Consider the following 23,599-nt stretch of genomic DNA (forward strand, 5'->3'; position numbering starts at 1 on the left):
GAATTAAAAATTAAAAATTATTGGGCGAATTTTCCGGACGGCGCGTAGCCAGCAGGATTGACGCCAATAATTTTTTCAGTTCCTCGGCGTCTGTCAGCAGCGACTCGGCCAAACGGGTATCGATTAAGCACGCATCGCGCAGCAACCGGATCCAATAATGGGTTTCGCGAGCTTCTTTGTAGCCAATACTGCATTTCGCCACGAAATCCTTGCGCGAAAAACCGCCTACGGCTTCTTCTATATTAGCCCCGATAGAAGTACCGCTGCGCAGCACCTGCTCAGCCAATGCCATAGGCTTCTTTTCGGATTTTAAATGCAGGTATAGGCGTACAATTCGCAACGAATAAGCGTAGCTTTTATCGAGCACAACGTTACCGCCCTTCATCCTATTTTTTAATTTTTAATTCTCAATTTTTAATTGACTCAGTGTTTCGTGATGAAGCGGTGCGCCGGGCCGGGTAGCCACTGCTCCCAACGGTTGCGCCACGGCGCCACCTTACCGCGCAGGTACTTTTCTATCATCAGCCCGGCCAGCGGCGCGGCCGAGGAGCCGCCGAAACCGGCGTTTTCGATGAAAACTGAAATAGCAATCTGGGGGTCTTCGGCGGGGGCAAACGCGGCAAAGGTGGCGTGGTCGTCGCCGTGAGGGTTTTGCACGGTGCCGGTTTTGCCGGCTACCCAAATGCCGGCATCCGAGAGGTTGGCGTTGATGCCGGTACCGCCGCGCTGGTTTACTACGGCCAGCATCCCCGGAATAATCGACTCGAAATGCTGCGGCGCTACTGTGGTGTAGTGTTTTTGGGTAAACTGCGGCAGCGGTCCGCCACCGCCGATGCGGCGCACAAAGTGCGGCGGGTAGTACCACCCGCGGTTGGCGAAAATGGCCATCAGGTTGGCCATTTGCAGCGGGGTAATACCAATTTCGCCCTGCCCGATGCTAAGCGAGTACACGGTTTTATAACTCCAGCGGTTTTGCCCGTAGCGCTTGTCGTAAAAATTGGGCGACGGAATGAGGCCCATCCGCTCGCCCGGAATGTCGACGCCTAGGTGCTGCGCCAGCCCAAACGACGTGACATGCTTGCGCCACTCGGCCAGGCCCAATGCGGCATCTTTGAACTTGTTGGTAGAACGCCCGCGCCGCACCGTGGCAAACATTACTTGGTAGAAGTAAGGGTTGCAGCTGTTCTTGATGGCAATGGTAGAGTTGGCAGGGTACTCGTGGCGGTGGGTGCAACGCACCAGCCGCTGATTGCACGGGAAGCCGGTTTGCGGCGTAACGACTCCCTCTTGCAAGGCAATGGCTTCGTTTACCAGCTTAAACACCGAGCCCGGCGGGTACGTGGCCGCCAGCGGGCGGTTGAACAGTGGGCGCGACTCGTCGCGCAGCAGCTCCATGTAGCGGTTGCCCAGCCCCTTGCCCGTCAGGCGGGCGGGCTCGAACGCCGGCGCCGACACAAAGGCCAGTATCTCGCCGGTTTTGGGGTCGATTGCCACGACGGAGCCGCGCTTGCCCTGCATCAGAAACTCGCCGTACTTCTGCAGCTCCGCGTCGATGCTCAGGTGCAAATCCTGCCCGGCTACGGATAGCGTATCAAACTCCCCGTCGCGGAAGGCGCCTTTTTCCACGCCGCGCACGTTCACCATGCGGTACTGCACGCCGCGGCGGCCCATCAGCTCCTTTTCATAGAACGATTCCAAACCGCTGATGCCCAAAAAGTCGCCGGGCATGTACTTGGCGTACTTGGGCTTTTCGAGCATCAGGGGCGAAATCGGCCCCACGTACCCTAGGGCGTGCGCCATGTTCTCGGTGCGGTAGGCGCGGGCCATGCGCGCCTTGATGCTGAAGCCCGGAAAATCGACGAGGTTATCCTGAATAGCGGCTAACTCGGGCGTCGAGAGGTTTTGCACCAGCGGCGAGGCCTTAGACCGCGAGTAGATTTTGGCGGCTTTCAGGCCTTCGCGCAACTCCTCGATGGGCATTTGCAACAGTTGGCAGAAGCGCGCCGAATCGAGGTTTTTTACCTCGCGCGGAATCACCAGCAGGTCGTACACGGGGGTGTTGTGCACCAGCAATTGCCCGTTCCGGTCGTAGATCATGCCCCGATAGGGCGTTTGCACGATGCGCTGCAACGTGTTTTTATCGGCCGCCAGCTTGTAGCTGCCGTCGAGCACCTGAATGTGGAAGAGCCGCACCGCAAACACCAACGCCACTGCCAGGAATATTCCCTGCACGACAAATTTGCGGCCTTCTAAGTATTGCAAGTTGCGTTACGATCTGAAAGTGAGGTGACTGCCCTAGGTGCAATCAGCCTACAAAGATAAGAGGTTAGGTATGAGCTGTTAGCCATTAGCTGCTGGCTGTTAGCTGAGAACTCCGGGTTGCCTACGTGCCAGTTGCGACGAAAGACGCTGGCAACTAAAAGCTAACAACTAATAGCTGCCAGCTAATAGCTGAAAACTACCTGCGGCGCTTGGCCGGGAAAAACAGTAGCTGCACGATGAGCATGGTAATACCCGTGAACAGCGTACTGGCCAGCACTTTCAGCAGGGTAAGCCCAACGGCACTAAAGCTGCCCAGCTCCAGGAAGAAGAAAGCGAAGTGATGAATGCTCACCAGCAGCACGAGGTACACCAAAAACCACTGCCAGCCCATTTGGTGGATGTTCACGGAGTCCTGGGCATCGTAGCCGTCGCGCGGGGTGAGCAGCTTCAGCACCCACGGGCGCAGGTAACCTAGCAGCACGGCCGCGGCGGCGTGCACCCCACCCGTGTCGTAAAACAAATCCATGGTGAAGCCCGTCAGGAAGCTCAGCACCAGCAGCAGCACAATGGGCGTGGCAATGGGCAGGAACAGCAGAAAGCCTAGGTAGAACAGGCACCAGCCCACGTTGAACAGCGACAACCGGCTGATCAGGAGCACGTGCACGCCGGCATAAATAGCGAAGCGCAGCAGTTGCAGCAGTATTTGCCCTACGTTGCCCATCAGGGTTGGCCTCCTTCCTCGCCCGCGGCGGGCGTACGCAACCCCGAACGGGTTTCCAGCGTGTCGCGCTCGGCGGCGCGCGGCTGCGGGCCTACCACGTACACGTAGGTTAGTTTGGAGAAATCGACGGCCAGCTTCACGCGCACCGTCCAGAAGTTTTTGTCGGGCTCTTTGGTAAACGAATCGACCGTGCCCACCATCACGCCTTCCGGAAACACAGCGTTGTAGCCCGAGGTAACCACCGTGTCGCCACGCACAAGCTTATTCTGGCGCGGAATGTAGTCGAGTAGCGCGTGGGTGGGGTCTTCGCCCAGCCACTTAATCGTGCCAAAAGTACCGTCGCGCCGCAACTTAGCCGACAGGTTGGTTTTGGAGTGCAGCACCGAGGTTACGGTGGCGTAATGCGCACTCACCTGCCGCACGCGGCCCACTACCCCGCCCGCCGTAAGCACGCCCATGCCGGGCTGCACGCCCTGGCTGCTGCCCGCATTCAGCGTCAGGTAGTTATCAACGCGCCGTAAGGTTTGGTTAATTACGCGCGCCGGAATAAGCGGGTAATCGGATGAGCGCGTGAGCACCGCCTGCATACCCAGCATAAGCGTATCGGGGCGCAGGCGGGTACCGGTGGTATCGCCGGGCACCCCCAGGCTGTCGGGCAAGCGGCCGGCAATATCGGAGCGGTAGAGTTGTTGCCGCAGCTGCGCGTTTTCGATTACCAGGGCCTTGTTCACCTCAACCAGCCGGAAGTAGTCGTACACCTGCGTACGGAATTCCAACACGCGCCCCACGTAGGCATTGGAGGAGTTGAAGAAGGCCGCGCGCTGGTAAGCGCTGTTGCGAATGAGCATAATCAAGCTCACGATTTCCAATAACGCAAACACCAGGATGCCCCGGTAGCGAAAAAGGAAAGCGAGCAGATTTCTCATGTTGAATTAAAAATTAAAAATTAAGAATTAAGAAATATTGGCGTTTCCGGTTTGCGAAATACCCCGAAGGGCGACGCAGCCGGACGGCCAATTTTTAATTCTTAATTCTTAATTTTTAATTCTTTTGACCTAAGTCAAAAGCACACTGCGGAAGCCTTGGATGTTCTTGATGGCGGCACCGGTACCGCGCACCACGGCACGCAGCGGGTCCTCGGCCACGTGAATGGGCAGCTTGGTTTTAGCGGCCAGGCGCTTATCGAGGCCGCGAAGCAGGGCGCCGCCACCCGTCAGGTGAATGCCGTTGTCGTAGATATCGGCCGAGAGTTCAGGCGGAGCAATTTCGAGGGCCTTCAGGGTGGCCTCTTCGATTTTAGCTACCGACTTATCCAGGGCAATGGCAATTTCGGCAGAGGTAACCTTGATAACCTTCGGAATGCCGGTCATCAGGTCGCGGCCACGCACTTCAAAGTCGGGCGGCGTTACCTCCAGCTCGGTGAGGGCAGCGCCTACCTCGATCTTGATTTTTTCGGCCGAACGCTCGCCAATGAGCAGGTTGTGCTGGCGGCGCATGTAGTCCAGAATGTCCTGGTTGAACACGTCGCCGGCCGTTTTAATCGACTGGTCGCACACGATACCCGAAAGGGCGATTACCGCAATTTCGGTAGTGCCGCCCCCGATGTCGATGATCATCGACCCCACGGGCTGCTCCACGTCGATACCAATACCAATGGCGGCGGCCATGGGCTCCTGAATCATCCACACTTCCTTGGCACCGGCATGCTCGGCCGAGTCGCGCACGGCGCGCTTCTCTACCTCGGTAATGCCCGACGGGATGCAGATAACCATGCGGTGCGAGGGCTGAAACAGGCGCGTTTTCGCATCAATCATGCGAATCATGCCCTTGATCATCTCCTCGGCGGCGTGGAAGTCGGCAATTACGCCATCCTTCAGCGGACGAATGGTTTTGATGTTGTCGTGGGTCTTTTCGTGCATTTGCTGCGCTTGCCGGCCCACGGCAATTACTTTATTGGTCGTACGGTCCTTGGCGATGATGCTCGGCTCGTCAACCACAATTTTGTCGTTGTGGATGATGAGCGTATTGGCCGTGCCCAGGTCAATGGCGATGTCGCTGGTGAGGAAGTTGAAAAATCCCATTGAGTAGCGGCAATTGAAGGAGAAGGCGCGTGTTGCGCGCTTGCAAAAAGGTGGGCAAAGGTAAGCACTCTTCGGCGAAGCCCAACCCCTTTGCGCCGGATGGGGCATGCTAATTGGGCCCCTAAACGTAAAAGACCCGGCTGATATTCCCCAGCCGGGTCTTTTTTTAGCTAAGTACTTAAGCGCTTAGTGCTTAAAATGGCGCACGCCGGTGAGCACCATGCCCATGCCCAGGCGGTTGCAGGCGTCGATGCTGTCCTGATCCTTAATAGAGCCGCCGGGCTGCACCACGGCCTTAATGCCAGCCGCGCCGGCAATCTCAACACAGTCGGGGAAGGGGAAAAACGCGTCCGAGGCCATGACGGCGCCCTGCAGATCGAAGCCGAACGAACGGGCTTTCTCAATGGCCTGCTTGAGGGCATCGACGCGCGAGGTTTGGCCCACGCCCGAAGCCAACAACTGACCGGCTTTGGCCAATACAATGGTGTTGCTCTTGGTGTGTTTGCACACTTTCAGGGCAAACTCCAGGGCTTCTACCTCCTCAGCAGTAGGCACGGTTTCGGTTACCGTCCGGAACTCGTTGCGGCCTTCTACCACGCGGTCGAAGTCTTGCTCGATGATGCCGTTGAGCAGGGTTTTCACTTGCTTTTGCGGGAAAGTCACCGGCTTCTGACGCAGCAGAATCCGGTTCTTTTTGCTTTGCAGCGTGGGCAGGGCATCGGCAGCGAAGCCGGGCGCAATCAGCACCTCGAAGAACAGTTTGTTTAGCTCCTCGGCGGTGGCCGCATCTACTTCCCGGTTCACGATGATAACGCCGCCGAAAGCCGAAATCGGGTCGCAGGCCAGCGCATTCAGGTAGGCTTGGTGCAGCGTGTCGGCTTGCGCGATGCCGCAAGCGTTGGTGTGCTTCAGGATGGCGCAAGCGGGTTTGCCTTCCCGAAACTCCTGCATCAGCAGCACGGCGGCATCCACGTCCACGAGGTTGTTGTAGCTCAGCTGCTTGCCGTGCAGCTGCTCGAACAGCGCCCCTAGGTCGCCGTAGAACGTGCCCTGCTGGTGGGGGTTCTCGCCGTAGCGCAGCGGCGTGGCCGGGCTCTGGCTGATCTTCAGGGTGCTGCCAGCCAGCTTGGTACCTAGGGCCAGGTAGTTGAAGATTTCGGTGTCGTAGTGCGAGGTTTGGTTGAAAGCCGCGGCGGCGTAGTGGCGGCGCTGCTCCAGCGAGGTACCGCCGTTCTGGGTTTCGAGCAGCTCGGTTACGGCCTGGTACTGTTCGCGCGAGCTTACTACCAGCACGTCGCGGTAGTTTTTGGCCGCGGCGCGCAGCAGCGAAATGCCACCAATGTCGATTTTCTCAATAACATCGGCCTCGGCAGCACCGCTGGCCACGGTTTCCTCAAATGGGTACAAGTCGACGATTACCAGATCGATAGGCGGAATCTGGTGCTGCTCGGCTTCCTGCAGGTCGGCAGCCTCGTGGCGGCGGTGCAAAATGCCGCCGAACACCTTGGGGTGCAGGGTTTTTACGCGTCCGCCAAACACTTCCGGAAAGCCCGTAAGCGACTCGACGGCGGTTACCTCGGCCCCCAACCCTTCGATAAACTTGAGCGTGCCGCCCGTAGAGTACAGCTTTACGCCGTGCTGGTGCAGCAGGCGCACCAAGGGCTCGAGCCGGTCTTTGTAGTACACAGATACGAGGGCAGCGCGGATGGGCAACAGCTGCGCATCGGCAACCGACTCGGGGGTGGTGAGCGACGGCACGGTAGACATAGTAAGCAGGCAAATTGGGGTGAAACGCGGGGCGAAGGTAGCCCCTGCCGCCGGCACCCTCAACCCAGCTGCGTTACCGAATTGTTATCTGCTGACCTAGGTGGGCAGGTGTCCTGTGCTCGGATGCACTGCAGGCAAAGCCTGCACCCGCGGCGTGATATGCCCTAAAATGCTTCGTTGAAAGCGAAGTACAGCCCGCTCGATTGGCCCGAACCCACAGCGTAATCGATGCGGATGGCCAGCCGATCTTTGCGGTTGACGGCGATGCGCAGGCCGGCCCCGGCGGCTACGTTGAAATCGTTGAGGCGAAACTGGCCGAGCTGATCGTGCACCTGCCCTGCCGCCCCGAACACCACGCCACCTAGGCGCCAGAATAGCTTCTGGCGCAGTTCAAGCTGAGCAGCCACCATTTGCCGGTCGCGGAAACGGCCTTCGTAAATACCGCGCATCATTCGCTCGCCGCCTAGGTTGGCCAACTCCCGAAACGGCACCCGGCCCGAATGAAACTGCCCCAGCACCTGCCCGGCCACAATGGTGTTGGTAGAGCCGCGGAGCAGCGGCCGAAAATGCCGCGCATCCACCGCCAAACGCGTGAAACCGTAGTCGCTGCCCAGGTAGCGGCCCATGAAAAGCGACGTAGCCTCGAGGTAGCTGCCGCGCCAGGCGCTGAGAATGTTGTCGCGGTTGTCGTACAGAAACGTGGGGCCCACGCCCGAGGTAACGGTGGTTTGCCGCTCGCGGGCGTCGCGCTCGAGCAGCAGGTTGGGGCGCGTGGCATCGTCGGTAAGCGGGTCGTCGATGCGGATGTGGTGCAGATCGGTAAGGCGGTAGCTCAGGCCGGCAAACACATGAGGGCGCAGGTTTTTGAGCACGCGCTGCGTTACGATTACGACTTTGTAGGAAATGTCGCTTTTCTCGGCTTTGCGGGTATCGTTGCCGATGCCGTAGTAATAAATCGGCAGGTTGAAGTAGAACGCCTCGCCGTTCAAGGCCCACTTTTCGCCGGCCGTGAAAATGGTGTAGGTAAGCGAAGCACTCGACTGCTTTTTTTGGGTGTAGTACCCCAGCAAGCGCGCCGTGGAGCTGCGCGTGGCCGTATCGGTGCCGAAGCGCCACACCGGCAGCACCGCCGCGCCGTAGGCAAGGCCGGTTTCGGGTTGCGAAAACACGATGGGCAAGGCAGCCACTTTCACGCGGCGCTCCTTGCGCGGAGCAGTTGCCGCGGGCGCCGGGGCTGGCTCGTCGGCGGCGGGTGGCGGCAGGGTCTGGGCTTCGGACGTGTGGGCGGCAACCTGCAGCACCCCAAGCGCAAGCAGAAATAAACGGCTACGCATCAATACAAAATAGCAGCCGCCCAACCCGGGCGGCTGCTAAATGTACACGAATAATGCTATGAAAAGATGAGCTTGCCCGGCGCCGCTTTTCGTCTCGGCTGCCTAGGTCAGAAAGCTTCGTTCACGCCGAAGTACAGGCCGCTGTTGCCGCCCGTACCCACGCCGTAGTCGAAGCGCACATTGATACGGTCGCGGCGGTTGAACTGGAAGCGGATACCGGCCCCGCCGGCCACGTTGAAGCGGCCGAAACCGAAATCGTTGACGTGCGGCGCTACCTGGCCCACCCCCGCAAAAACGGCCCCGTTGATGCGCCAGAACAGGTGCTGGCGAATTTCGGTTTGCGCTGCTATCAGTTGCCGGTCGCGGAAACGGCCTTCGTAAATGCCGCGCAGCAAGCTAATGCCGCCTAGGTTGGCCAGCTCCCGAAACGGCACGGAGCCGTTGTGGAACTGCCCGAGCACCTGCGAGGCCCAGATGGTGTTGGTGGTACCGAACAGCGGCTGGTAGTGGCGGGCATCGAGCAGGTAGCGCGTGAAGTTGTAGTCGCTGCCCAGGCCCTTGGCGTTAAACAGGGCCTGCAGCTCCAGGTAATTACCCGTGAAGGAGCTCAGGATATTGTCGCGGCTATCGTGAATGATGGTGGGACCCAGGCCCGAAATGCGGGTGGGCTGCCGCTCGCGCTCCTCGAGACCCAGCAGCAGATTGGGCGTGTCGCCGTCGTTCACGGTAGGCTTATCGGCCCGAATGCTGCGCATATCGGTGAAACGGTAGGTGGCGCCGCCAAACCAAAAGGGCCGGAAGCGCTTCAGGCCGCGCTGCTGCACAATCAGCAGCTTGTACGAAATCTCGCTTTCGTCGCGCAGCTTGGTGTCGTTGCCGATGCCGTAGAAGAAGATGGGGTAATCGAAAAACAGGATGTCGCCCATGATGAGGTAGCGCTCCTGCCGCGTGAAGATGGTGTGCGAAAGCTGCAGGTTGAGCTGCTTTTTTTGCGAGTACCACCCCCCGATGCGCCCGTTGGATTTGCGCACCGTGGTATCGCGGCCGTGCCGCCAGGTGGGCAAAAACGTAGCGCCGACCGCAAAGCCCGTTTCGGGCTCGTAGAACACCACGGGCGCCGGAATAAAGCTGGGCTTATCGCGCGGGTCTTTGGGCGGTTGCGCGGCGGGCAATGGCTGTTGCGTGGTGGTGGGGGGCGCCGCAGTGGCAGCGGTGGAGTCGGGGGTTTGGGCACGGGCCGACGAAACGGCCGCAAGGCACAAGCCAGACACGAGGCAAAGCCGGAATAACATGGAGTAGGCACGAATGGGCCGCAGGTAGCAACGCGGTGCGTTACCGCTTGGCTAACCGCAACGAGTGGGCAACGATGCGCTAACGGCCCTCTGCCCCTTGCGGTTGCCCCGCACCTAGGCGTGCTAACGGCCGAGCACCAGCATGGAGAGTACGCCAGCCAGCATCGTGAGCTTGCAGAGCAAGCTCAACTGGGCAAAATGCCGTTTCCGGTCGGCCCGCAGCAGTTGCCAGGCCATCATCAGCATGGGTCCCAGCACGGCGCCGAGCAGCCACAGCCCCAGGCGCCAATAGCCGGTGGCAAACCCCTCCACGGCGGCGGCCGTTACCAGCCAGCCAAGGCTGGCCAGAAACAAGCCGGCCACCCACTTGCTGCGGGCTACGCCAATCATGAGGGGCAGGGTGCGGCAATCGTGGGCCGCATCGCCGCGCATGTCTTCAATATCCTTGATGATTTCGCGCACCACCGTGAGCAGAAAAGCCGCCAGCGCGTAGGCCCACACGGCAGTGCTGCCGGTACGCTGCAACAGTTCGGGCAAGAGCACCAGCGCGGCCGTAAGCAACCCAATGCTCAGGTTGCCCACCAGCGGCAGGCGCTTAAACCGCGCCGAGTAGCCCCACAGCAGCAGCGCGGCGCCCAGGGTTACGGCCCCCACCACGCGGCTGAGCACACCCGCCACCAGTACTCCCTCAAACGATAGGATTAGATGCGCCATCATGGCGGCGCGGCGGCCTACGCTGTGGCCCACCACCAACTGCCCGGGGCGGTTAATGGCGTCGATCTTGATGTCGTAGTAATCGTTGATGATGTAGCCCCCGGCCGCTACGCACAGCGTGGCCAGCAGCAGCAGCAGAAACCGCTCGCTGAGGAGGGCCTGCAAGGGCTGCTGCGGAAACAGCAAGCACGTTTGCGTCAGCGTCAGGCACAAGGCCATAATCAGCAAGTTAGGCAACCGCACCAACCGCCCTAGGTGGCGCCAGCGGGCAGCCACGCCCTGAGGCAACGAGGCACTGACGGGAACAGGCATAACAACGAAAAGCAAGAAGGTGCAGCACAGGGCCACCCCCGCGCTGCAAAGCTAGGCGCCCACACCCACCTTCGCCGCCTATGGCATAAAAAAGACCCTCACACGCGTGGCGGGAGGGTCTTTGATGGGGGTAACGCGAAAACGCGTAATCGTAACCTATACCTTCTTCACGTTAACTGCGTTGATACCCTTTCGGCCTTCGCGGGTGTCGAACTCCACGCGGTCGTGCTGCTGAATCTGCAGCCCGTTCAGGCCAGTGATGTGCACGAAGAAATCTTCCTTGGTGGCATCTTCCGTAATGAAGCCGTAGCCCTTCGACTCATTAAAGAATTTGACGGTTCCTGTTTTCATTGGTACGCGAAAAGGGAAAAGGTGAATAATGTTCCGGTAAATGTACCGGAATATCTCACACTTGCAACCCCTGTATCAAAGTCGGCTAATGTTAAGGAATTGTAAACGCAGGGGCTACCATTTGCCCTGCGCTTTCATCACCGTTTCGATTAGCTCGCGCGCAGCACCGTGGCCCCCAGGCAGTTTGGCAACGTACTGGCTGATTTCGACTACATCGGCGGCGGCGTCGGCGGGGCAGGCAGCCAGGTGGCAGCGGCGCATTACCTCCAGGTCGGGCACGTCGTCGCCCATGTACACTACGCGGGCCGGATCGAGGCCGCACGCGCCGAACACTTGTAGCTTGTCGTCGACGCCCAGGTAAATTTCCGTTACGTCGAGCGACTCCAGGCGCTTGCGCACGCCCTCCTCCTGCCGCCCCGAAATGATAACCACCCGGTAGCCGCGGCGCAGCGCGTGCCGAATGGCAAACCCGTCGCGGATGTGAAAGCTGCGCACCTGCTCGCCCGTGCTCAGGGCCAGCAAGGTACCGTCGGTCAGCACCCCGTCAACATCGAATACAAAAGCCTCAACGGCCGAAAAATCTAGCATGGCAAGCACCGCATTGGGCCCCGTAAGCAGCAAGTGACCGGCAACGCCTGCTACCGGTCACTTGCTGCTGCTGATGGATGAGCTGGTTTCTCTTATTTCTGGTTGTCGCGCCACTCGTACACCCACTTGGCCTGAATTTGCTCCAAATGGCCTTCGTTAGCTTGCTCGCGGGTGCCCTCGAAGTTGGGCAGGCTCAGAATCCACTCGAGTAAATCGGTGAAACGGATGCGGTAGATCTTGGCCTCCGTGAAGTCGTCGCCGAACTTCTCGTACAACGCCATGGCAATATCCTCGTGGTCTTGCCACTGCATGGGCGGCTCAAAATGAGTCATAAGGGGGGTTGTCAGTTGCGGTTTTCGGTTGCCGATGCGCATTGTCGAGCTTACTTGACACCGCACACCTGGCAACGAATAACTTAAGATTAATGACCTAGGAAATCTTGCGGCGGAACCTCGATAACGAGGTTTTCGCTGGTGGTTTGTACCACACATTGGCAAGCCAGGCGCGAGTTGATGCGCGGGTTTACCGCACGGTCGATGAAGTCTTCTTCCTTGTCGCTGATTTCGGGCAGTTCGTCGCCCCCCTGGAGCACGTACACGTGGCAGGTGCTGCAACCGCACACGCCGCCGCAGTTGTGCTGCAGCTGAATGCCGTTGTTGAGCGCCACATCGAGCACCGACTCGCCCTCAGCGGCCACGTGGGTTTGCTCGGGCTGCCCGTCCGAAAACTTGAAGGTGATATTGACGGCTTTCACTGAATCCTGTGCTGTTACAAATGCGGCCGCGAAGGTACGCACGCCTTTCCATAAAGCCTGAACCCGCTCAGATGTTTACGTTTGCGGGCGCGTTTCGGCCGCCTCCTGAATGCTGGCCGTAAGCTGCTGGTATACGAGTTGCCACGTGGGGTGGGCACCTAGGGCGCGGGTGTGCAGCGCGATGGTGGAAGCATCGTGCCGGATGGCCGGCCCGGTTTGCACCGTAAAGGGCGGGTTCGTCAGGGCCTTGTCCACGGTTTCGCGTATCAGCGGAGCAAGCATATCGGCGGGCAACCGGGCCTCGGCAAGCAACGCATCGGCAATGCCCAGCAGGTGATTGGTGAAGTTGCAGGCAAAAACGGCCGCTACGTGCAATTGCTGCCGCGCCGGAGTGGGCACGCGCAACACCCGTTGGCTTACCGATTGCGCCACGGCTTCGAGCACCGCAAAATCCGCCTCACTGGTAGCTTCCAGACACAAAGGCACCGTGGCCCAATCAAGCACCCGGCCCGGGCTGAAGGTTTGAAGCGGGTAGAATACCCCACCGCGCACTTGCGGCCCGGCGCCAAATACACCTAGGGGCAACGCGCCGGACGTATGGGCCAGCAGCGCGCCGGCTGGCCATTTGGCAGCCAGCAGCACGGCTTTCACGGCATCGTCGGGCACGGCCAGCAGGTACAGGTCGGCGGCTACGGCCGAGAAGTCGGGATTGGCGCCGTGCATGGGCGTGGCCCCGGTTTTATGGGCCAATAGCTGAGCCGACGATTCGCTGCGGCTCCATACAACCGCTACCTGATGGCCCGCCCGCACCAAGGCTGGTGCTAAATGCGTGGCTACGCGCCCGGCTCCCACAAATGCTATTCGAAAGGAATAATTCAAAGTATTTTGCAGTTAGCGGCGGCTTTTGAATTAAAGTTTTGCACTTTGAGAACTGAAATTTTAGGAGCTTGGCAAAGCTCTTTCACGAACTTCTTCCCGACCGTATTACACACCCTTACTCTCTTCCATGTTTTTTCCAACCAACATCGCCCGCACCAACGGGTGGCGCGAACTGGCGCTACTAAGCCTGTTAAGCATTGCTGGCGTTGCGGCTCAAGCTCAAGGACTGAATTATACGGCTCCTTTAGCACAAAACGTAACCGGCACCTATGCCGACCTAGGTAACAGCGGCACGGCCATACCTACTGCCAACACCGATGACGACAACTCGGCGCCCCAGGAAATCGGTTTTCCTTTCAGCTACGCCGGGCAGTCCTTCACCCAGTTTGTACTGAACACCAACGGCTTTATTAAGCTAGGCAACACCCCTCCTTCTGCGGCCAACCTATTTAACTTCTTTACCACCAACGCGGCCGATGTAAACATCATCTCGGTAGCGGGTGGCATTGATTTGCAGGGTGCTACCGACCAAACAGCCACGCCCACCGAGTACCGGGTGTTTACCACCGGTGCGGCCGGCAACCGGGTATGCACCATTCAGTACAAAAACGTGGCCGATAAAGCCACAGTTTCGGGCACTACCACCATTCCGGGGCAGTTCAGCGCCATGCAGTGCCAGATTAAGCTGTACGAGGCCACCGGCAACATTGAGCTGATTTACGGCACGTGGACGTCGAGCGGGGTTGCGGCGCCCTCGGGCCAGCCATTCCTCATCGGTCTGAAAGCTGCCACTAACGCCGGTAGCCTGCTTGCTTCGAAAACCAGCAGCGCCAACCCCTGGAGCACCACCACCTTCGTGAGCGTTACCAACTCGCTGGTGCCGCACTTTGTGCGCAACGTGGCGCCCCCAAACGCGGGCCGTACCTACCGCTTCCGCCCGGCGCCGCCGAATGATGTAGAGGTGCAAGCCATTTACGCGCTTGGCAAGCTACCGCGCGGCTTGGCCACGCCCCACACCCCGCAGGTGGTGGTGCGCAACGTGGGCAGCGCAGCTCAAACCAACGTACCCGTTACGCTGAACATCACCGGCGCCACGACTTACAGCAACACGCTGCAAATTGCCTCGTTGCCCGTTAATGGCAGCGTTACGCTCTCGTTCCCGGCCTACACGCCGACATCGCTGGGCAACAGCACCCTCACGGCCACCGTGCCCAACGATGACCAGTCCGGTAACAACACCAAAACCTTTAACCAAACCGTAACCGATAACGTCTTTGGCGCGGCCGACATCAACGGCGCCGCCAGCGGCAGCGTGGGCCTGAATACCGTGGTCACCGCCACTGCACCCAACCCCCGGGCCGCGCTGCTCAACAAGTATAACACGAACTCCGCCCGGGCTGTTACGGCTGTTCGCGTTTACCTGGAGGATGCCAACACAATTGGCCGCACGGTTTACGGTGTTATTCTAGGCTCCAATGGGGCTATTCTGGGCCGTACGCCTGATTACGTCGCTACGGCCAACGACATTGCCAGCTTGAAGACGTTTGCCCTGACGACTCCGGTTACTATTTCGTCCGGCGATTTTTACGTGGGCCTAGTGCAGGGCTCGGTGCCCACGGGTGGCACCGCCTATTTCCCGATTGGTACCACCGCGGAGGTTCCTACGCGCCCCGGCACGTTTTTCTTCACTACCGGCTTTGACCCGGCTGTAACCACGCCTCTTACTCTGGTTGATGCTGCCAGCTCAAACCTAGGGGCTTTTATCATCGAGGCGGTGGTGAATACCACCACCGGGGTTTCCAAGGCACTCGACCGCTCTGTTAGCGTGTACCCCAACCCCAGCAGCGGTAGCTTCTCGCTGGATGTGCGCGGCGCCAATGCCAAGGAGGGCTTGCAAGTAGAGGTCCTAAATTCCCTAGGTCAGCGCGTGTACAGCAGCCCGGTCCGCGACAACTTCGAGAATAAGCTCGAACTATCGCACTTAGCCGCAGGTATTTATACCCTGAAAGTGACGAAGGGCAGCGAGTATATGGTGCGCAACATCTCCATTCGCCACTAAGATCTGCTACTTAAATTGCGCTAAAGCAAAAAGCCCGTTGGCCACTTGGCCAACGGGCTTTTTGCTTTAGCGCTTTCGTTATGCAGTTAGTACCTGCTTTTTGCTGGTCTTAACGGCCACAGGCGCCGGCTTGGGCTGGCGCCCACGCTGGTACACGGCTATGGCAAAACCCAAGCCCATGAGCAGGGTGCCGCTCCAGAGCAGGTTGATAAAGGGCTTCTCCATCGCCTTCAGGATAACGTAATCCTTTTGGGTGGTGCTCACGCCGAAGGTAAACTTGCCCTTCTGCGGGTCGATGTTGTCGAAGGTGATGCGCAGGCCTAGGTCCTCCACTTCGTCGGGCACGCGGCCAACCATGCCGTTGCGCACCACAAACACCGGGTGAACGTGGTATTGGCGCCCTTTCTCGCCGTACACAATAATGTCGCCCTGCACGGCAATGTCGTCCTTGCCCAAGCCCAGACCAGCGGTGTTATGTGCCGGCTCGGCACTCTTGAACACGGCAAAGTAGTCGTTCAGGAACAGGGTATCGTTCATCGAAACCACAAACTCCTTGGCCTCGCTCCAGTCCTTCTCTTTCGTCGGATCGGGCACTGACGACACGTGCGAGTAGATGTCGTGGTCCCAGAACAGCTTGATATCGGGCGAAGCCAGCAAGCCGCCCATTTCCTCATTCACCTGCGCCCGCGGGAACAGCACGAACTCCTTGCCCGACTCCTGGTGCTTGTACACCACGCGGTAGTACGTGTCCTCGGGGCGGATTTCCAGCGTGTCGCCGGCTTTGTAATAGGTTTTGTCGCCTACTTTAATCTCGCCGCGCGCTACCGCCTTGTATTCGTCGTTCAGCACCGGGAACAGTAACTCCTTGTTCACGTACTCGGGCACGCTGGGCACATCAAAGTACTGGCCGGTGTACGTAAGCTCGTAGGGGCCCATCTTGGTGACGTCGTTGCGCCACAGGAGCACGTTGTCGCGGTTGATTTCCTCGGGCATTTCGCGCGAGTAAAGCAGGCCCGAGGTGTTTTTGGAAATGATGTTGGAATAGCCCGCCGAAGCCAGGATACCCAACAGCATCAGCGCAATGCCGATGTGCGAGACTGCCCCACCCGACAGGCGCACCTTGCGGCGCACCAGCTGCAGCAGCATGCTTAGGTTGGCCAGCACCCCAAACAAGCCCGTGGTGAGCAGTGCAATGTAGGGCAGCGACATCTGGTGGCCGTTCTGGCGCACCAGCAGGATTACCAGCGCAGCGCCCAGCAGCGTGAGCATGGCCGGGATGGTAAACGTATTGGTGACGCTTTCCTTATCGTTTTTCTGCCACCACATCAGCTGCGCAATGCCCGAAAGCACGGCCACGCCTACGCCCATCCACAGTTGAATTTTGGTGTAGTGGGCAATCTGATCGGCCGGCAAGGCCAAGTTAGACTTGACGCCGAAAAAGCCAACAAAGGCGTTGTATACCGGAATGCTGGTGGTAACCAGTACCTGGAAAGCACCTAGGCACAGCACCGTAGCTCCGATGAACACCCACAGTTCGGGGTTGTACATCGTCAGCTCCTTTTCCGATACCGGAATCTGCTTCCAACGCCATACCAGCATGCCGATGCTTAGTACCACGAAGGCAGCCAGGTACACGATTAGCTGGCCCGAAAGGCCTAGGTCGGTGAAGGAGTGCACGGAGGCATTGCCCAGCACACCGCTGCGCGTGAGGAAGGTAGCATAAAGTACCAGCAGGAAAGTGGCAACCACCAAGGCGAAGGCCGTGCGCAGGCCGGTGCGGCCGCGCTGCCACAGCACCAAGGCGTGCAAACCAGCTACCAGCACCAGCCACGGGATGTACACGGCGTTTTCGACGGGGTCCCAGTTCCAGTACCCGCCGAAGTTCAGGGTTTCGTAGGCCCAGTAGGCGCCCATCATGATGCCGATGCCGAGCACACCGCCGCCCCACAGGCTCCAGCGGATGGCGGGCTGTACCCACTTCGTCAGTTCCCCCTTCCAGAGGCCGGCAATGGCGTAGGCAAACGGCACCAGCGTAAGGGCAAAGCCCAGAAACAGCGTGGGCGGGTGAATCACCATCCAGTAGTTCTGCAGCAGCGCGTTCAGGCCTTTGCCGTCTTGCGGTACCCAATCGGGGTTGAGCTTATACACTGGCAAATCGGGCATAAACTCGCGCATCAGAATAAACGGCGACGAGCCAACTTTGAGCGAACCGAGCGTAACGCCCAGAATCATCGACGTGAGGAACAGCTGAACGCCCGCAAACACGGCCATTACCGGGGCCTCCCACTGCCGCGCGCCGCGTATCAGGAAGGCACCTAGGAACACGTGCCAGAAAATCCAGAGCAAAAACGAGCCCTCCTGCCCTTCCCAGAAGCAGGAAATCATGTAGTACACCGGCAGGTGGTTGCTGGAGTGCGACCAAGCGTAGTAGTACTCGTAGCGGTGGCCGTAGATGATGGCAAACAGCGTTACGATTACGCTGATTACCGCCAAGCTGTGCGCCGCAAAGCCGGCACGCCCAAGCTTAAGCCAAGCCGGATCGGCCTCGCCCAGCGCCCGGCCCCGCGCTGCCATGTAATACCCTAACGCCGACACTACCGCCGCCACGAAGGCCACGATAACGCTTAAATGTCCCCAGTCGCCGATGCTCATGCTTCGCTAAATTCTAAATTCTGAATGTTGAATTCTGAATTGGTGGTGCTGAATTCCGGAACCTGATCGGGGCTGGGTAATTCAGAATTTAACATTCAGAATTCATAATTGGCCGGACCTACAGCCCGGCCGTAGCGCCTTTCACCTCGTTCTCCACATACTTCGAAGGGCACTTCAACAGGATTTTATCGGCCACAAACACATTGTTGCGCATGTTGCCGGTAATTACCACCTGCTCCGATTTTTCAAAGTCCTGCGGCTTGGGGTTGAAGTAAACCACCTGCTGGTGCACCCGGTTTGTATCGACCAGCACAAACGTGAAGTAGTTCGGGTCGAGCGTAGGGTTGTACTGCATGCCCACGATATTCTTGTTGCCATCGTGCGGCAGGCGGCCCACCACGTGCACCTTACGCAGGTCGCCGTCGGCAGCCAGTTCTTTTGCTTCTTTGAACGACACGTACACGCTGGCGTCGCCGGCGGTTGCCATCACGATGCCGATGGCCAGGGCAATAACCACGAGGGCTAATAAATGTGTTTTTTTCATGGTGCTTACCTAGAAAAGCAGCCGGGAAATTGGACCAACTGCTCGGCAGCCAGCCCACGTTGAACAACCGCGAAGGGCGGAAAAAATCCGCGCCATCGAAATGATTTTTATCAATCGCGCAGCTCGCGCTCCAGGCGGCCCACCTTTCGGTCGATGGACACGAGGTAGAGCAGCAAGCCCAGCAAAATCACCAGCACCACGGCTACCACCACGTAGATTTTTCCATCCTGGCGGAGTTGGTCGGCCATTTCGGGCGAGGCGGATTGCTGCGCCAGCGCAGGTAGCAACGGCAGCAGCACGGCCGCCAGCGCCAACAGGGCGCGGCGACCTAGGCGATTAAGCCAATTGTTTTTCATAGAGCTTGTGTTTAACGAAGGTCAGCCGGGCCGACACGTTCGTAATCCAGACGCCGAGGAGCGTCCAGCCAATCACGGCCGGATAAAACACCAGGCGCATGTTGTTGTCGAGGTCGTACTGGTTGAAGCCTGGGTTGCCGCCGGCGCCGGGGTGCAAGGAGTCGGTGAGGCGTGGCAGAATAAACAGCAGCGGAATGGCTGCGCAGAAAGCGAAGATGTTGTAGACGGCCGAAATGCGGGCGCGCTGCTGCTCATCGACAATGGAAGAACGCAGTACTAAGTATGCGCCGTAGATGAGTACGGCCACCGCTGCGCCGTTCAGGCGCGGGTCGGCCGTCCACCAGGTGCCCCAGGTAAAACGAGCCCACACACTGCCGGTAGCCAGGCCCAGCACGGCCAGCACGGTACCGGTGCGGGCAGTTTGGTAAGCCCACACATCGAGCCTATCGGAGGGTTTGCGCAGGTATAGCACCGAGTACACCACCGAGGCAAACAAGATGATGGTCATGCCGAACCACATCGGCACGTGGAAGTAGAGGTTCCGGATGGTTTCGTTGAGGATAGCCAGCCGGGGCACAGTGCCCAGCAAGCCCATCACGACCGAGTAAATCAGAAGCGCCACCGTCAGAACTTTCCACCAGGCTTTTTTCATGTTCAGTATGAAGTATGTAGTACTGAGTATCAAAACAGCAACGAGCTGTTGCAACGGGCAGGCGGTTAGGTAAACTACTCAGTGCCCGGTACTCACTACCATGTCACGTTCGCCACAAAAACGGGTAGAGCAAATAAGAAACCGCCACCACCAGCAAGCTCAGGCCCATCAGCATGTATAGGGGCTGCGGCGAGGCATCGAGCCCGTCGAGCGCATTTTTGGCGGCCTTGATAAGCTGCAGCAGAATGGGGATAACCACCGGAAAGCCGAGCACCGGCATCAGGGTGTTGCTGTTGGCCGCTTTGGCCGCGATGCCCGAAATGAGGGTGAGCGAGGTGGCAAAGCCCACGGCACCTAGGGCTACTACCAGCGTGAAGCGGGGTACATCCTGCACCGGATTACCAAGCACCAGGGCATACGCCCCAAACGCTACCAGCCCCAAGCCCAGCAGCAGCAAGGTGTTGTAGGCTATTTTGGCCAAAATCACGGCTTCGGGCCGGGCCAGCGTGTAGTAGTACAGCAACCGCCCCCGGCTTTCCTGCAAAAAGCTCTTGGCCACGCCGTTGATGGCCGTGAACAGCAAAATAATCCAAAGCAGGGCATTCCAGGCCGGAGCGGGCAGCTGCCCACCGCGCACGAAGCTCAGGTAGCACACGTATACCGTGCTGCCCACATATAGCAACATGCCATTAAGGGCTGAACGCTGCCGCCATTCCAGGCGGAAGTCCTTCTGCATCAGGTACCAAATCTCGCGTAACAGCTGCACGGCCGGTCGGTGGGTAAGCGAAAGTGCAAAGATACAACCCAACGCGCGGAAAGGGGTTGGGCTAGCCCGAATATGTGAATACCTCGGCGGTGTAGGCGGCCCCAAAATCGCGATGCGCAATGCCCCTCACCCCATTGTGCTATGCAGTTTGGACCGGTGCCGGCTGGCTGCCGCGCTTGTTCGGTTGCTGCGTCACCTAGGCAATAAACAACAGCGCCCGGCTACCAAGGTTGCCGGGCGCTGCCATCAGATGTACTTCGGTGAGCTTAGAAATCGTAGCCGAGCGTGAAGTAGAACTTCGGACCGTTTTCCTGGCCGTTTTCGCGGCCCCAGGCCACATCGAGCTTGCCATAGAAGCCCAACAGCGTGGTGCGGGCCCCGGCGCCGTAGCCTACCAGGAAGGGGTTCTGGAAATTGGTCACGGTACCCGAGAAGGCGTTGTCGTTGCCGGCGTAGGGGCGCGTGTTGAAGGAGTTGTTGACGTTGAAGGGGTTGGAGCCCCGGTAAGCCGTACCGGCATCCACGAAGCCCGTTAGCTGCAGATTGCGGAAAAAACCGGAGTAGATGGGCCGGCGGGAGAAGTACTGAATAATCGGTACGCGCAGCTCCGAGTTGAACAGCACGTATTTGGGCCCCGAGCGCGTGTTGTAGTTGAAGCCGCGCAGGTTGGTTACGTACTGCTGGTAGAAGAAATCGGTGGGCGAGGCATCAATCTGCGGACGCACCTCGCGGAAGTCATCGGTGCGGGCGTTCAGCCAGTTATCCATACCACCCAGGCGGAACTGCTTGGGCGAGCTGCCGAAGAACTGCCCATACGAGGCGCGGTTGGCCCAGATAATCTGGCGGTGCACCTTCTGGTAGTGGCGCAAATCCACGTACACTTTGCCGAAGTCACCGTCGGCGTCGTTCAGCTCGCGGAGCTTCATCACGCCGACTTTCATGCGCGAGCCCTCCAGCATGTTTACGCCGGTGGCCACGGAGTTATCGAACACCAGCTCGCCGCTGCCGCCGTAGTAGTGCTCGCGCCGGTCGCCGCGCGAGATGTCGTCGAGGTACGAGATGGTACTGGCTACGTAGCGCAGGTTGGCCCGCACGCTCAGGTTGTGCGTGAGCGGGTACGATACGCCGGGCGTTACCTCGTAGCGGCCCATGCGCACCTGGGCGCCGGTTTCTTCCAGCTGTACGTAGTTGCTTTGTTTCTGAAAGCCGATGCTCCAATCGTAGCGGTGCTTCAGGTTGGTGTACTCGGCAAACAGGTTGCTGGTGCGCAAATCGGTAAGGGCAAAAATGCCCGCCCGAATGCGGTGGTCCTCAAACAAATCCGACATCGAGGCCTGCCCTACCAAACCAATGCCCAGCAGCGGATCGGCATAAATCGTCGATACCACGTTGTCGAGGCTGAAGCGGGTGTCGTAGCGCACGGGGCCCTGCAGGCCTAGGTCGGGAGCGGTGGGCACGGGCTGTTGGGCCACCGGCGCATTGGTGCGGCGGCGCAGCTGCGGCGTGTCTTCTTCGAACTGGTAGTCGCTTACGTCCACCGCCTGGTTGCGGGCGGGGGCTGCGGGCTGTGCGTTGGTACCCGAATCAGCAGGCTGAGCCGATTGCTGCGGCTGGGCTTGAGGGCGCGGCCGCGCTGCCGCCGCCGAGCGGTCCTCCAAGATTTCCTGACGGGCCGTTTTGCTCAGCTTCAGGCTTTGCGGCAGCTCGTACTTGGGGTACGCGTACACAAAGTCCCTGGCGCGGTCGGCGGCTACAAACCCTAGGGCCCCGCTGTTGGGGTTGTAATCGAAGCTTTTGAGGTTGTTGAGGAAGCTTGTAACCGGCGTACGCTCGCGGGTAGTCAGGTTGTAGCGGTACACCCCGCGCACGCCGCTCTCCTCGCTCAGGTACAGCAGTTCCGTGGCCGACAGCACCCTAGGTCGGGTTTCGTTGGAGATGGTGGCCACCAACGCTTCAATCGGCTGCGCCCCACCATCGAGGCGGTAGCGGAACAAATCGTAGTTGTTGACGACGGCCGCGAACGAGCCTTTGGCCGTGCCGGCCGAGTCGAGCCAGCGGTTCGAGCTGAACACGAGCGAGTTGCCATCGGGCATAAACACCGGGTGCACGTCGTCGAACACGTCGTTGGTGAGGCGCTCGGGCTGGCGGCTGCCGGCGCGTAGCAGGTACAAATCGGCTTGGCCGTTGCGGGTGGCCCCAAACGCCAGCGCCTTGCCATCGGGCGAGTACGCCATGCTGTGCACCTGCGAGTACGGGTTGAACACCGACGAGCCTTTGTCGCCGAAAGGCAACGCTTCCTTCAGGCGCGCAAACACGCCGAATGCGCCGCCGTCGGCCGAGCGTAGCCGCAACGACATCAGCCCGCGCACTTCTTCGGCAATAGCCAATTGGCTGTTGTTGCGCCACGCCAGCACCGGCGCGCGGCGGTCTACTTCCTGATCGGGCGTGCGGTAGCCGCCGGAGTACACCACGCGGCGGCCCGAGCCATCGGCATCCGACACGATGACGCGGTAGTGCCCGCGGTCATTTTCGGTGTAAGCCAGCAGCTTGCCGTTGGGGCTGATAACCGGCTCGTTGAAACTCAGGTTGCGCTTGTTGCGGTGCATCACCTGGCGCTGCTCGTCGGGCAGGGCGTAGGCCGTTTCGGGCTGGGCGTTCAGCTGGCGGTAGTAGCCCAGCCAGTCGCGCAAAAACTGCCGGTACGGCACGTTCAGCGACGAGCTGATGCCCGTTTCCACGTCGCGCGTAATGCGCGTCAGGTTCAGGATGTTCTGAACGCTGGTGTAGCCGTAGCGCTCGGCAATGTAGTTCCACACGCTTTGGCCCGCCAGCTCGGGGTTGCGCACGAAAAACTGCGCGGCTTTATCCTTGTCGACCTTCTGCGTCATATCGCGCATGTAGTCGTCCATCTCCACGCTCCAGCCCTCGGCGGCGTAGGCCGAGGCGCCCGACACAAACCAATCGGGCAGCTGCAGCAGGTAGCTGCTCTGGATTACCTCCTTCAGCGAGCCGCCGTACATCATGTCGTTCAGCAACACCTTGGTAATCTGGTAGCTCAGGTCGCGCTTAAACAACGTTTGCTGGCCCTGGAAAGCGAGCTGCACCTTGGTCATGCGCAGCAAGGCGGTTTCGCCGCCGGTCTGGTACTTGTCGGCGTTCAGGCCCACGTTGCTCTGGCGCAGGTCGCCCACCGAGTTGTACAGCATCAGGGTGGTTTTGGAGTAGGGGTAGTACCCGATGAGCGCCGTAATGCGCTGCAACTCCTGCTCGGCGTACTCGGCCGCCCGGCGCGCCATGGCTTCGCCCCCGCCGTAGTAGTACACGTTGAAATTGGCCGTACTCAGCAGTTGCCATTCAAACTGCTTGTACTGAATGCGGGTACGGCCAAAGCTTTCCTGCGCCGTTTGGGCCTCTGCCGCTCCGGCCGGAGCCAACAGCGCCAGCACCAAAGCCGGCAGGCCTACTCCCCAACGCAGGCGGGGCGACAGATTGGACAGGTGCATCATAGAAGCCGC

General features: G+C 59.5%; 21 protein-coding genes. 1 reads left to right on the top strand and 20 read right to left on the bottom strand.

Features of this window, described 5'->3' with window-relative positions:
- Positions 1–10 precede the first annotated feature (10 nt).
- The 14 genes from OIS50_RS11640 to OIS50_RS11705 all read right to left on the bottom strand — a co-directional run bounded on the left by OIS50_RS11640 (position 11) and on the right by OIS50_RS11705 (position 13,055).
- Entirely contained in the window at positions 11–385 is a 375-nt protein-coding gene (locus OIS50_RS11640; protein ID WP_264690816.1) for a four helix bundle protein, read from the bottom strand.
- Positions 386–423: 38 nt separating this feature from the next.
- Entirely contained in the window at positions 424–2,262 is a 1,839-nt protein-coding gene (mrdA, locus tag OIS50_RS11645; RefSeq protein WP_264690817.1) for a penicillin-binding protein 2, read from the bottom strand.
- A 196-nt stretch (positions 2,263–2,458) separates the two neighbouring features.
- Positions 2,459–2,983, bottom strand: coding sequence for a hypothetical protein (locus OIS50_RS11650; protein ID WP_264690818.1), 525 nt, complete (start codon positions 2,981–2,983; stop codon positions 2,459–2,461).
- Positions 2,983–3,909, bottom strand: coding sequence for a rod shape-determining protein MreC (mreC, locus tag OIS50_RS11655; RefSeq protein WP_264690819.1), 927 nt, complete (start codon positions 3,907–3,909; stop codon positions 2,983–2,985). The genes OIS50_RS11650 and mreC overlap by 1 nt, the downstream gene beginning before the upstream one ends.
- Before the next feature lie 129 nt (positions 3,910–4,038).
- Positions 4,039–5,064 carry a rod shape-determining protein gene (locus tag OIS50_RS11660; RefSeq protein ID WP_264690820.1) on the bottom strand — a complete coding sequence of 342 codons (1,026 nt, stop codon included), beginning with the start codon at positions 5,062–5,064 and terminating at the stop codon, positions 4,039–4,041.
- A gap of 186 nt (positions 5,065–5,250) precedes the next feature.
- Positions 5,251–6,831 (bottom strand): bifunctional phosphoribosylaminoimidazolecarboxamide formyltransferase/IMP cyclohydrolase, encoded by a 1,581-nt coding sequence (purH, locus tag OIS50_RS11665; RefSeq protein WP_264690821.1) that lies wholly within the window; start codon positions 6,829–6,831, stop codon positions 5,251–5,253.
- Positions 6,832–6,995: 164 nt separating this feature from the next.
- A complete protein-coding gene (locus tag OIS50_RS11670; RefSeq protein WP_264690822.1) occupies positions 6,996–8,165 on the bottom strand; it encodes a BamA/TamA family outer membrane protein in 1,170 nt (389 codons plus the stop codon).
- 107 nt (positions 8,166–8,272) lie between these two features.
- Positions 8,273–9,457 carry an outer membrane protein assembly factor gene (locus tag OIS50_RS11675; RefSeq protein WP_264690823.1) on the bottom strand — a complete coding sequence of 395 codons (1,185 nt, stop codon included), beginning with the start codon at positions 9,455–9,457 and terminating at the stop codon, positions 8,273–8,275.
- Between the two features lie 123 nt (positions 9,458–9,580).
- Positions 9,581–10,483, bottom strand: a complete 903-nt coding sequence (locus OIS50_RS11680) for a geranylgeranylglycerol-phosphate geranylgeranyltransferase (protein ID WP_264690824.1) — start codon at positions 10,481–10,483, stop codon at positions 9,581–9,583.
- A gap of 156 nt (positions 10,484–10,639) precedes the next feature.
- Complete coding sequence (locus OIS50_RS11685) at positions 10,640–10,834, bottom strand: cold-shock protein (protein ID WP_119444997.1); 195 nt, start codon at positions 10,832–10,834, stop codon at positions 10,640–10,642.
- 114 nt (positions 10,835–10,948) lie between these two features.
- Positions 10,949–11,422, bottom strand: a complete 474-nt coding sequence (locus OIS50_RS11690; RefSeq protein WP_264690825.1) for a KdsC family phosphatase — start codon at positions 11,420–11,422, stop codon at positions 10,949–10,951.
- 92 nt (positions 11,423–11,514) lie between these two features.
- The gene (gene iscX, locus OIS50_RS11695) at positions 11,515–11,754 is read right to left on the bottom strand and encodes a Fe-S cluster assembly protein IscX (RefSeq protein WP_059067060.1); all 240 of its coding nucleotides are present in this window, start codon (positions 11,752–11,754) and stop codon (positions 11,515–11,517) included.
- 89 nt (positions 11,755–11,843) lie between these two features.
- Complete coding sequence (locus tag OIS50_RS11700) at positions 11,844–12,176, bottom strand: (2Fe-2S)-binding protein (RefSeq protein WP_264690827.1); 333 nt, start codon at positions 12,174–12,176, stop codon at positions 11,844–11,846.
- Between the two features lie 75 nt (positions 12,177–12,251).
- Positions 12,252–13,055: a Rossmann-like and DUF2520 domain-containing protein gene (locus OIS50_RS11705; RefSeq protein WP_264690828.1), complete on the bottom strand. Its 804-nt coding sequence runs from the start codon at positions 13,053–13,055 to the stop codon at positions 12,252–12,254.
- 127 nt (positions 13,056–13,182) lie between these two features.
- Here OIS50_RS11705 and OIS50_RS11710 point away from each other — a divergent pair, with 127 nt between their 5' ends.
- Complete coding sequence (locus OIS50_RS11710) at positions 13,183–15,114, top strand: T9SS type A sorting domain-containing protein (RefSeq protein ID WP_264690829.1); 1,932 nt, start codon at positions 13,183–13,185, stop codon at positions 15,112–15,114.
- Positions 15,115–15,192: 78 nt separating this feature from the next.
- On the opposite strand, the gene ccsA is transcribed toward OIS50_RS11710, so the two are convergent.
- The 6 genes from ccsA to OIS50_RS11740 form a co-directional block, all read right to left on the bottom strand.
- Positions 15,193–17,766: a cytochrome c biogenesis protein CcsA gene (ccsA, locus tag OIS50_RS11715; protein WP_264690830.1), complete on the bottom strand. Its 2,574-nt coding sequence runs from the start codon at positions 17,764–17,766 to the stop codon at positions 15,193–15,195.
- A 118-nt stretch (positions 17,767–17,884) separates the two neighbouring features.
- Entirely contained in the window at positions 17,885–18,310 is a 426-nt protein-coding gene (locus OIS50_RS11720; RefSeq protein ID WP_264690831.1) for a cytochrome c maturation protein CcmE, read from the bottom strand.
- A gap of 110 nt (positions 18,311–18,420) precedes the next feature.
- Positions 18,421–18,666, bottom strand: coding sequence for a CcmD family protein (locus OIS50_RS11725; RefSeq protein WP_264690832.1), 246 nt, complete (start codon positions 18,664–18,666; stop codon positions 18,421–18,423).
- Positions 18,647–19,348, bottom strand: coding sequence for a cytochrome c biogenesis protein (locus OIS50_RS11730; protein ID WP_264694366.1), 702 nt, complete (start codon positions 19,346–19,348; stop codon positions 18,647–18,649). The genes OIS50_RS11725 and OIS50_RS11730 overlap by 20 nt, the downstream gene beginning before the upstream one ends.
- A 73-nt stretch (positions 19,349–19,421) precedes the next feature.
- Positions 19,422–20,054, bottom strand: coding sequence for a heme exporter protein CcmB (locus OIS50_RS11735; RefSeq protein WP_264694368.1), 633 nt, complete (start codon positions 20,052–20,054; stop codon positions 19,422–19,424).
- A gap of 296 nt (positions 20,055–20,350) precedes the next feature.
- Positions 20,351–23,590, bottom strand: coding sequence for a hypothetical protein (locus OIS50_RS11740; RefSeq protein WP_264690834.1), 3,240 nt, complete (start codon positions 23,588–23,590; stop codon positions 20,351–20,353).
- Positions 23,591–23,599: the final 9 nt, after the last annotated feature.

Origin of the sequence: Hymenobacter sp. YIM 151858-1 (assembly GCF_025979705.1) — a bacterium.
In the GTDB taxonomy this organism is placed as follows: domain Bacteria; phylum Bacteroidota; class Bacteroidia; order Cytophagales; family Hymenobacteraceae; genus Solirubrum.

Coding starts and splice junctions, on each gene's coding strand:
- OIS50_RS11640 (WP_264690816.1), bottom strand. CDS start 385: ATGAAGGGCGGTAACGTTGTGCTCGATAAAAGCTACGCTTATTCGTTG.
- OIS50_RS11650 (WP_264690818.1), bottom strand. CDS start 2,983: ATGGGCAACGTAGGGCAAATACTGCTGCAACTGCTGCGCTTCGCTATT.
- mreC (WP_264690819.1), bottom strand. CDS start 3,909: ATGAGAAATCTGCTCGCTTTCCTTTTTCGCTACCGGGGCATCCTGGTG.
- OIS50_RS11660 (WP_264690820.1), bottom strand. CDS start 5,064: ATGGGATTTTTCAACTTCCTCACCAGCGACATCGCCATTGACCTGGGC.
- purH (WP_264690821.1), bottom strand. CDS start 6,831: ATGTCTACCGTGCCGTCGCTCACCACCCCCGAGTCGGTTGCCGATGCG.
- OIS50_RS11670 (WP_264690822.1), bottom strand. CDS start 8,165: ATGCGTAGCCGTTTATTTCTGCTTGCGCTTGGGGTGCTGCAGGTTGCC.
- OIS50_RS11675 (WP_264690823.1), bottom strand. CDS start 9,457: ATGTTATTCCGGCTTTGCCTCGTGTCTGGCTTGTGCCTTGCGGCCGTT.
- OIS50_RS11680 (WP_264690824.1), bottom strand. CDS start 10,483: ATGCCTGTTCCCGTCAGTGCCTCGTTGCCTCAGGGCGTGGCTGCCCGC.
- OIS50_RS11685 (WP_119444997.1), bottom strand. CDS start 10,834: ATGAAAACAGGAACCGTCAAATTCTTTAATGAGTCGAAGGGCTACGGC.
- OIS50_RS11690 (WP_264690825.1), bottom strand. CDS start 11,422: ATGCTAGATTTTTCGGCCGTTGAGGCTTTTGTATTCGATGTTGACGGG.
- iscX (WP_059067060.1), bottom strand. CDS start 11,754: ATGACTCATTTTGAGCCGCCCATGCAGTGGCAAGACCACGAGGATATT.
- OIS50_RS11710 (WP_264690829.1), top strand. CDS start 13,183: ATGTTTTTTCCAACCAACATCGCCCGCACCAACGGGTGGCGCGAACTG.
- ccsA (WP_264690830.1), bottom strand. CDS start 17,766: ATGAGCATCGGCGACTGGGGACATTTAAGCGTTATCGTGGCCTTCGTG.
- OIS50_RS11720 (WP_264690831.1), bottom strand. CDS start 18,310: ATGAAAAAAACACATTTATTAGCCCTCGTGGTTATTGCCCTGGCCATC.
- OIS50_RS11725 (WP_264690832.1), bottom strand. CDS start 18,666: ATGAAAAACAATTGGCTTAATCGCCTAGGTCGCCGCGCCCTGTTGGCG.
- OIS50_RS11735 (WP_264694368.1), bottom strand. CDS start 20,054: ATGCAGAAGGACTTCCGCCTGGAATGGCGGCAGCGTTCAGCCCTTAAT.
- OIS50_RS11740 (WP_264690834.1), bottom strand. CDS start 23,590: ATGATGCACCTGTCCAATCTGTCGCCCCGCCTGCGTTGGGGAGTAGGC.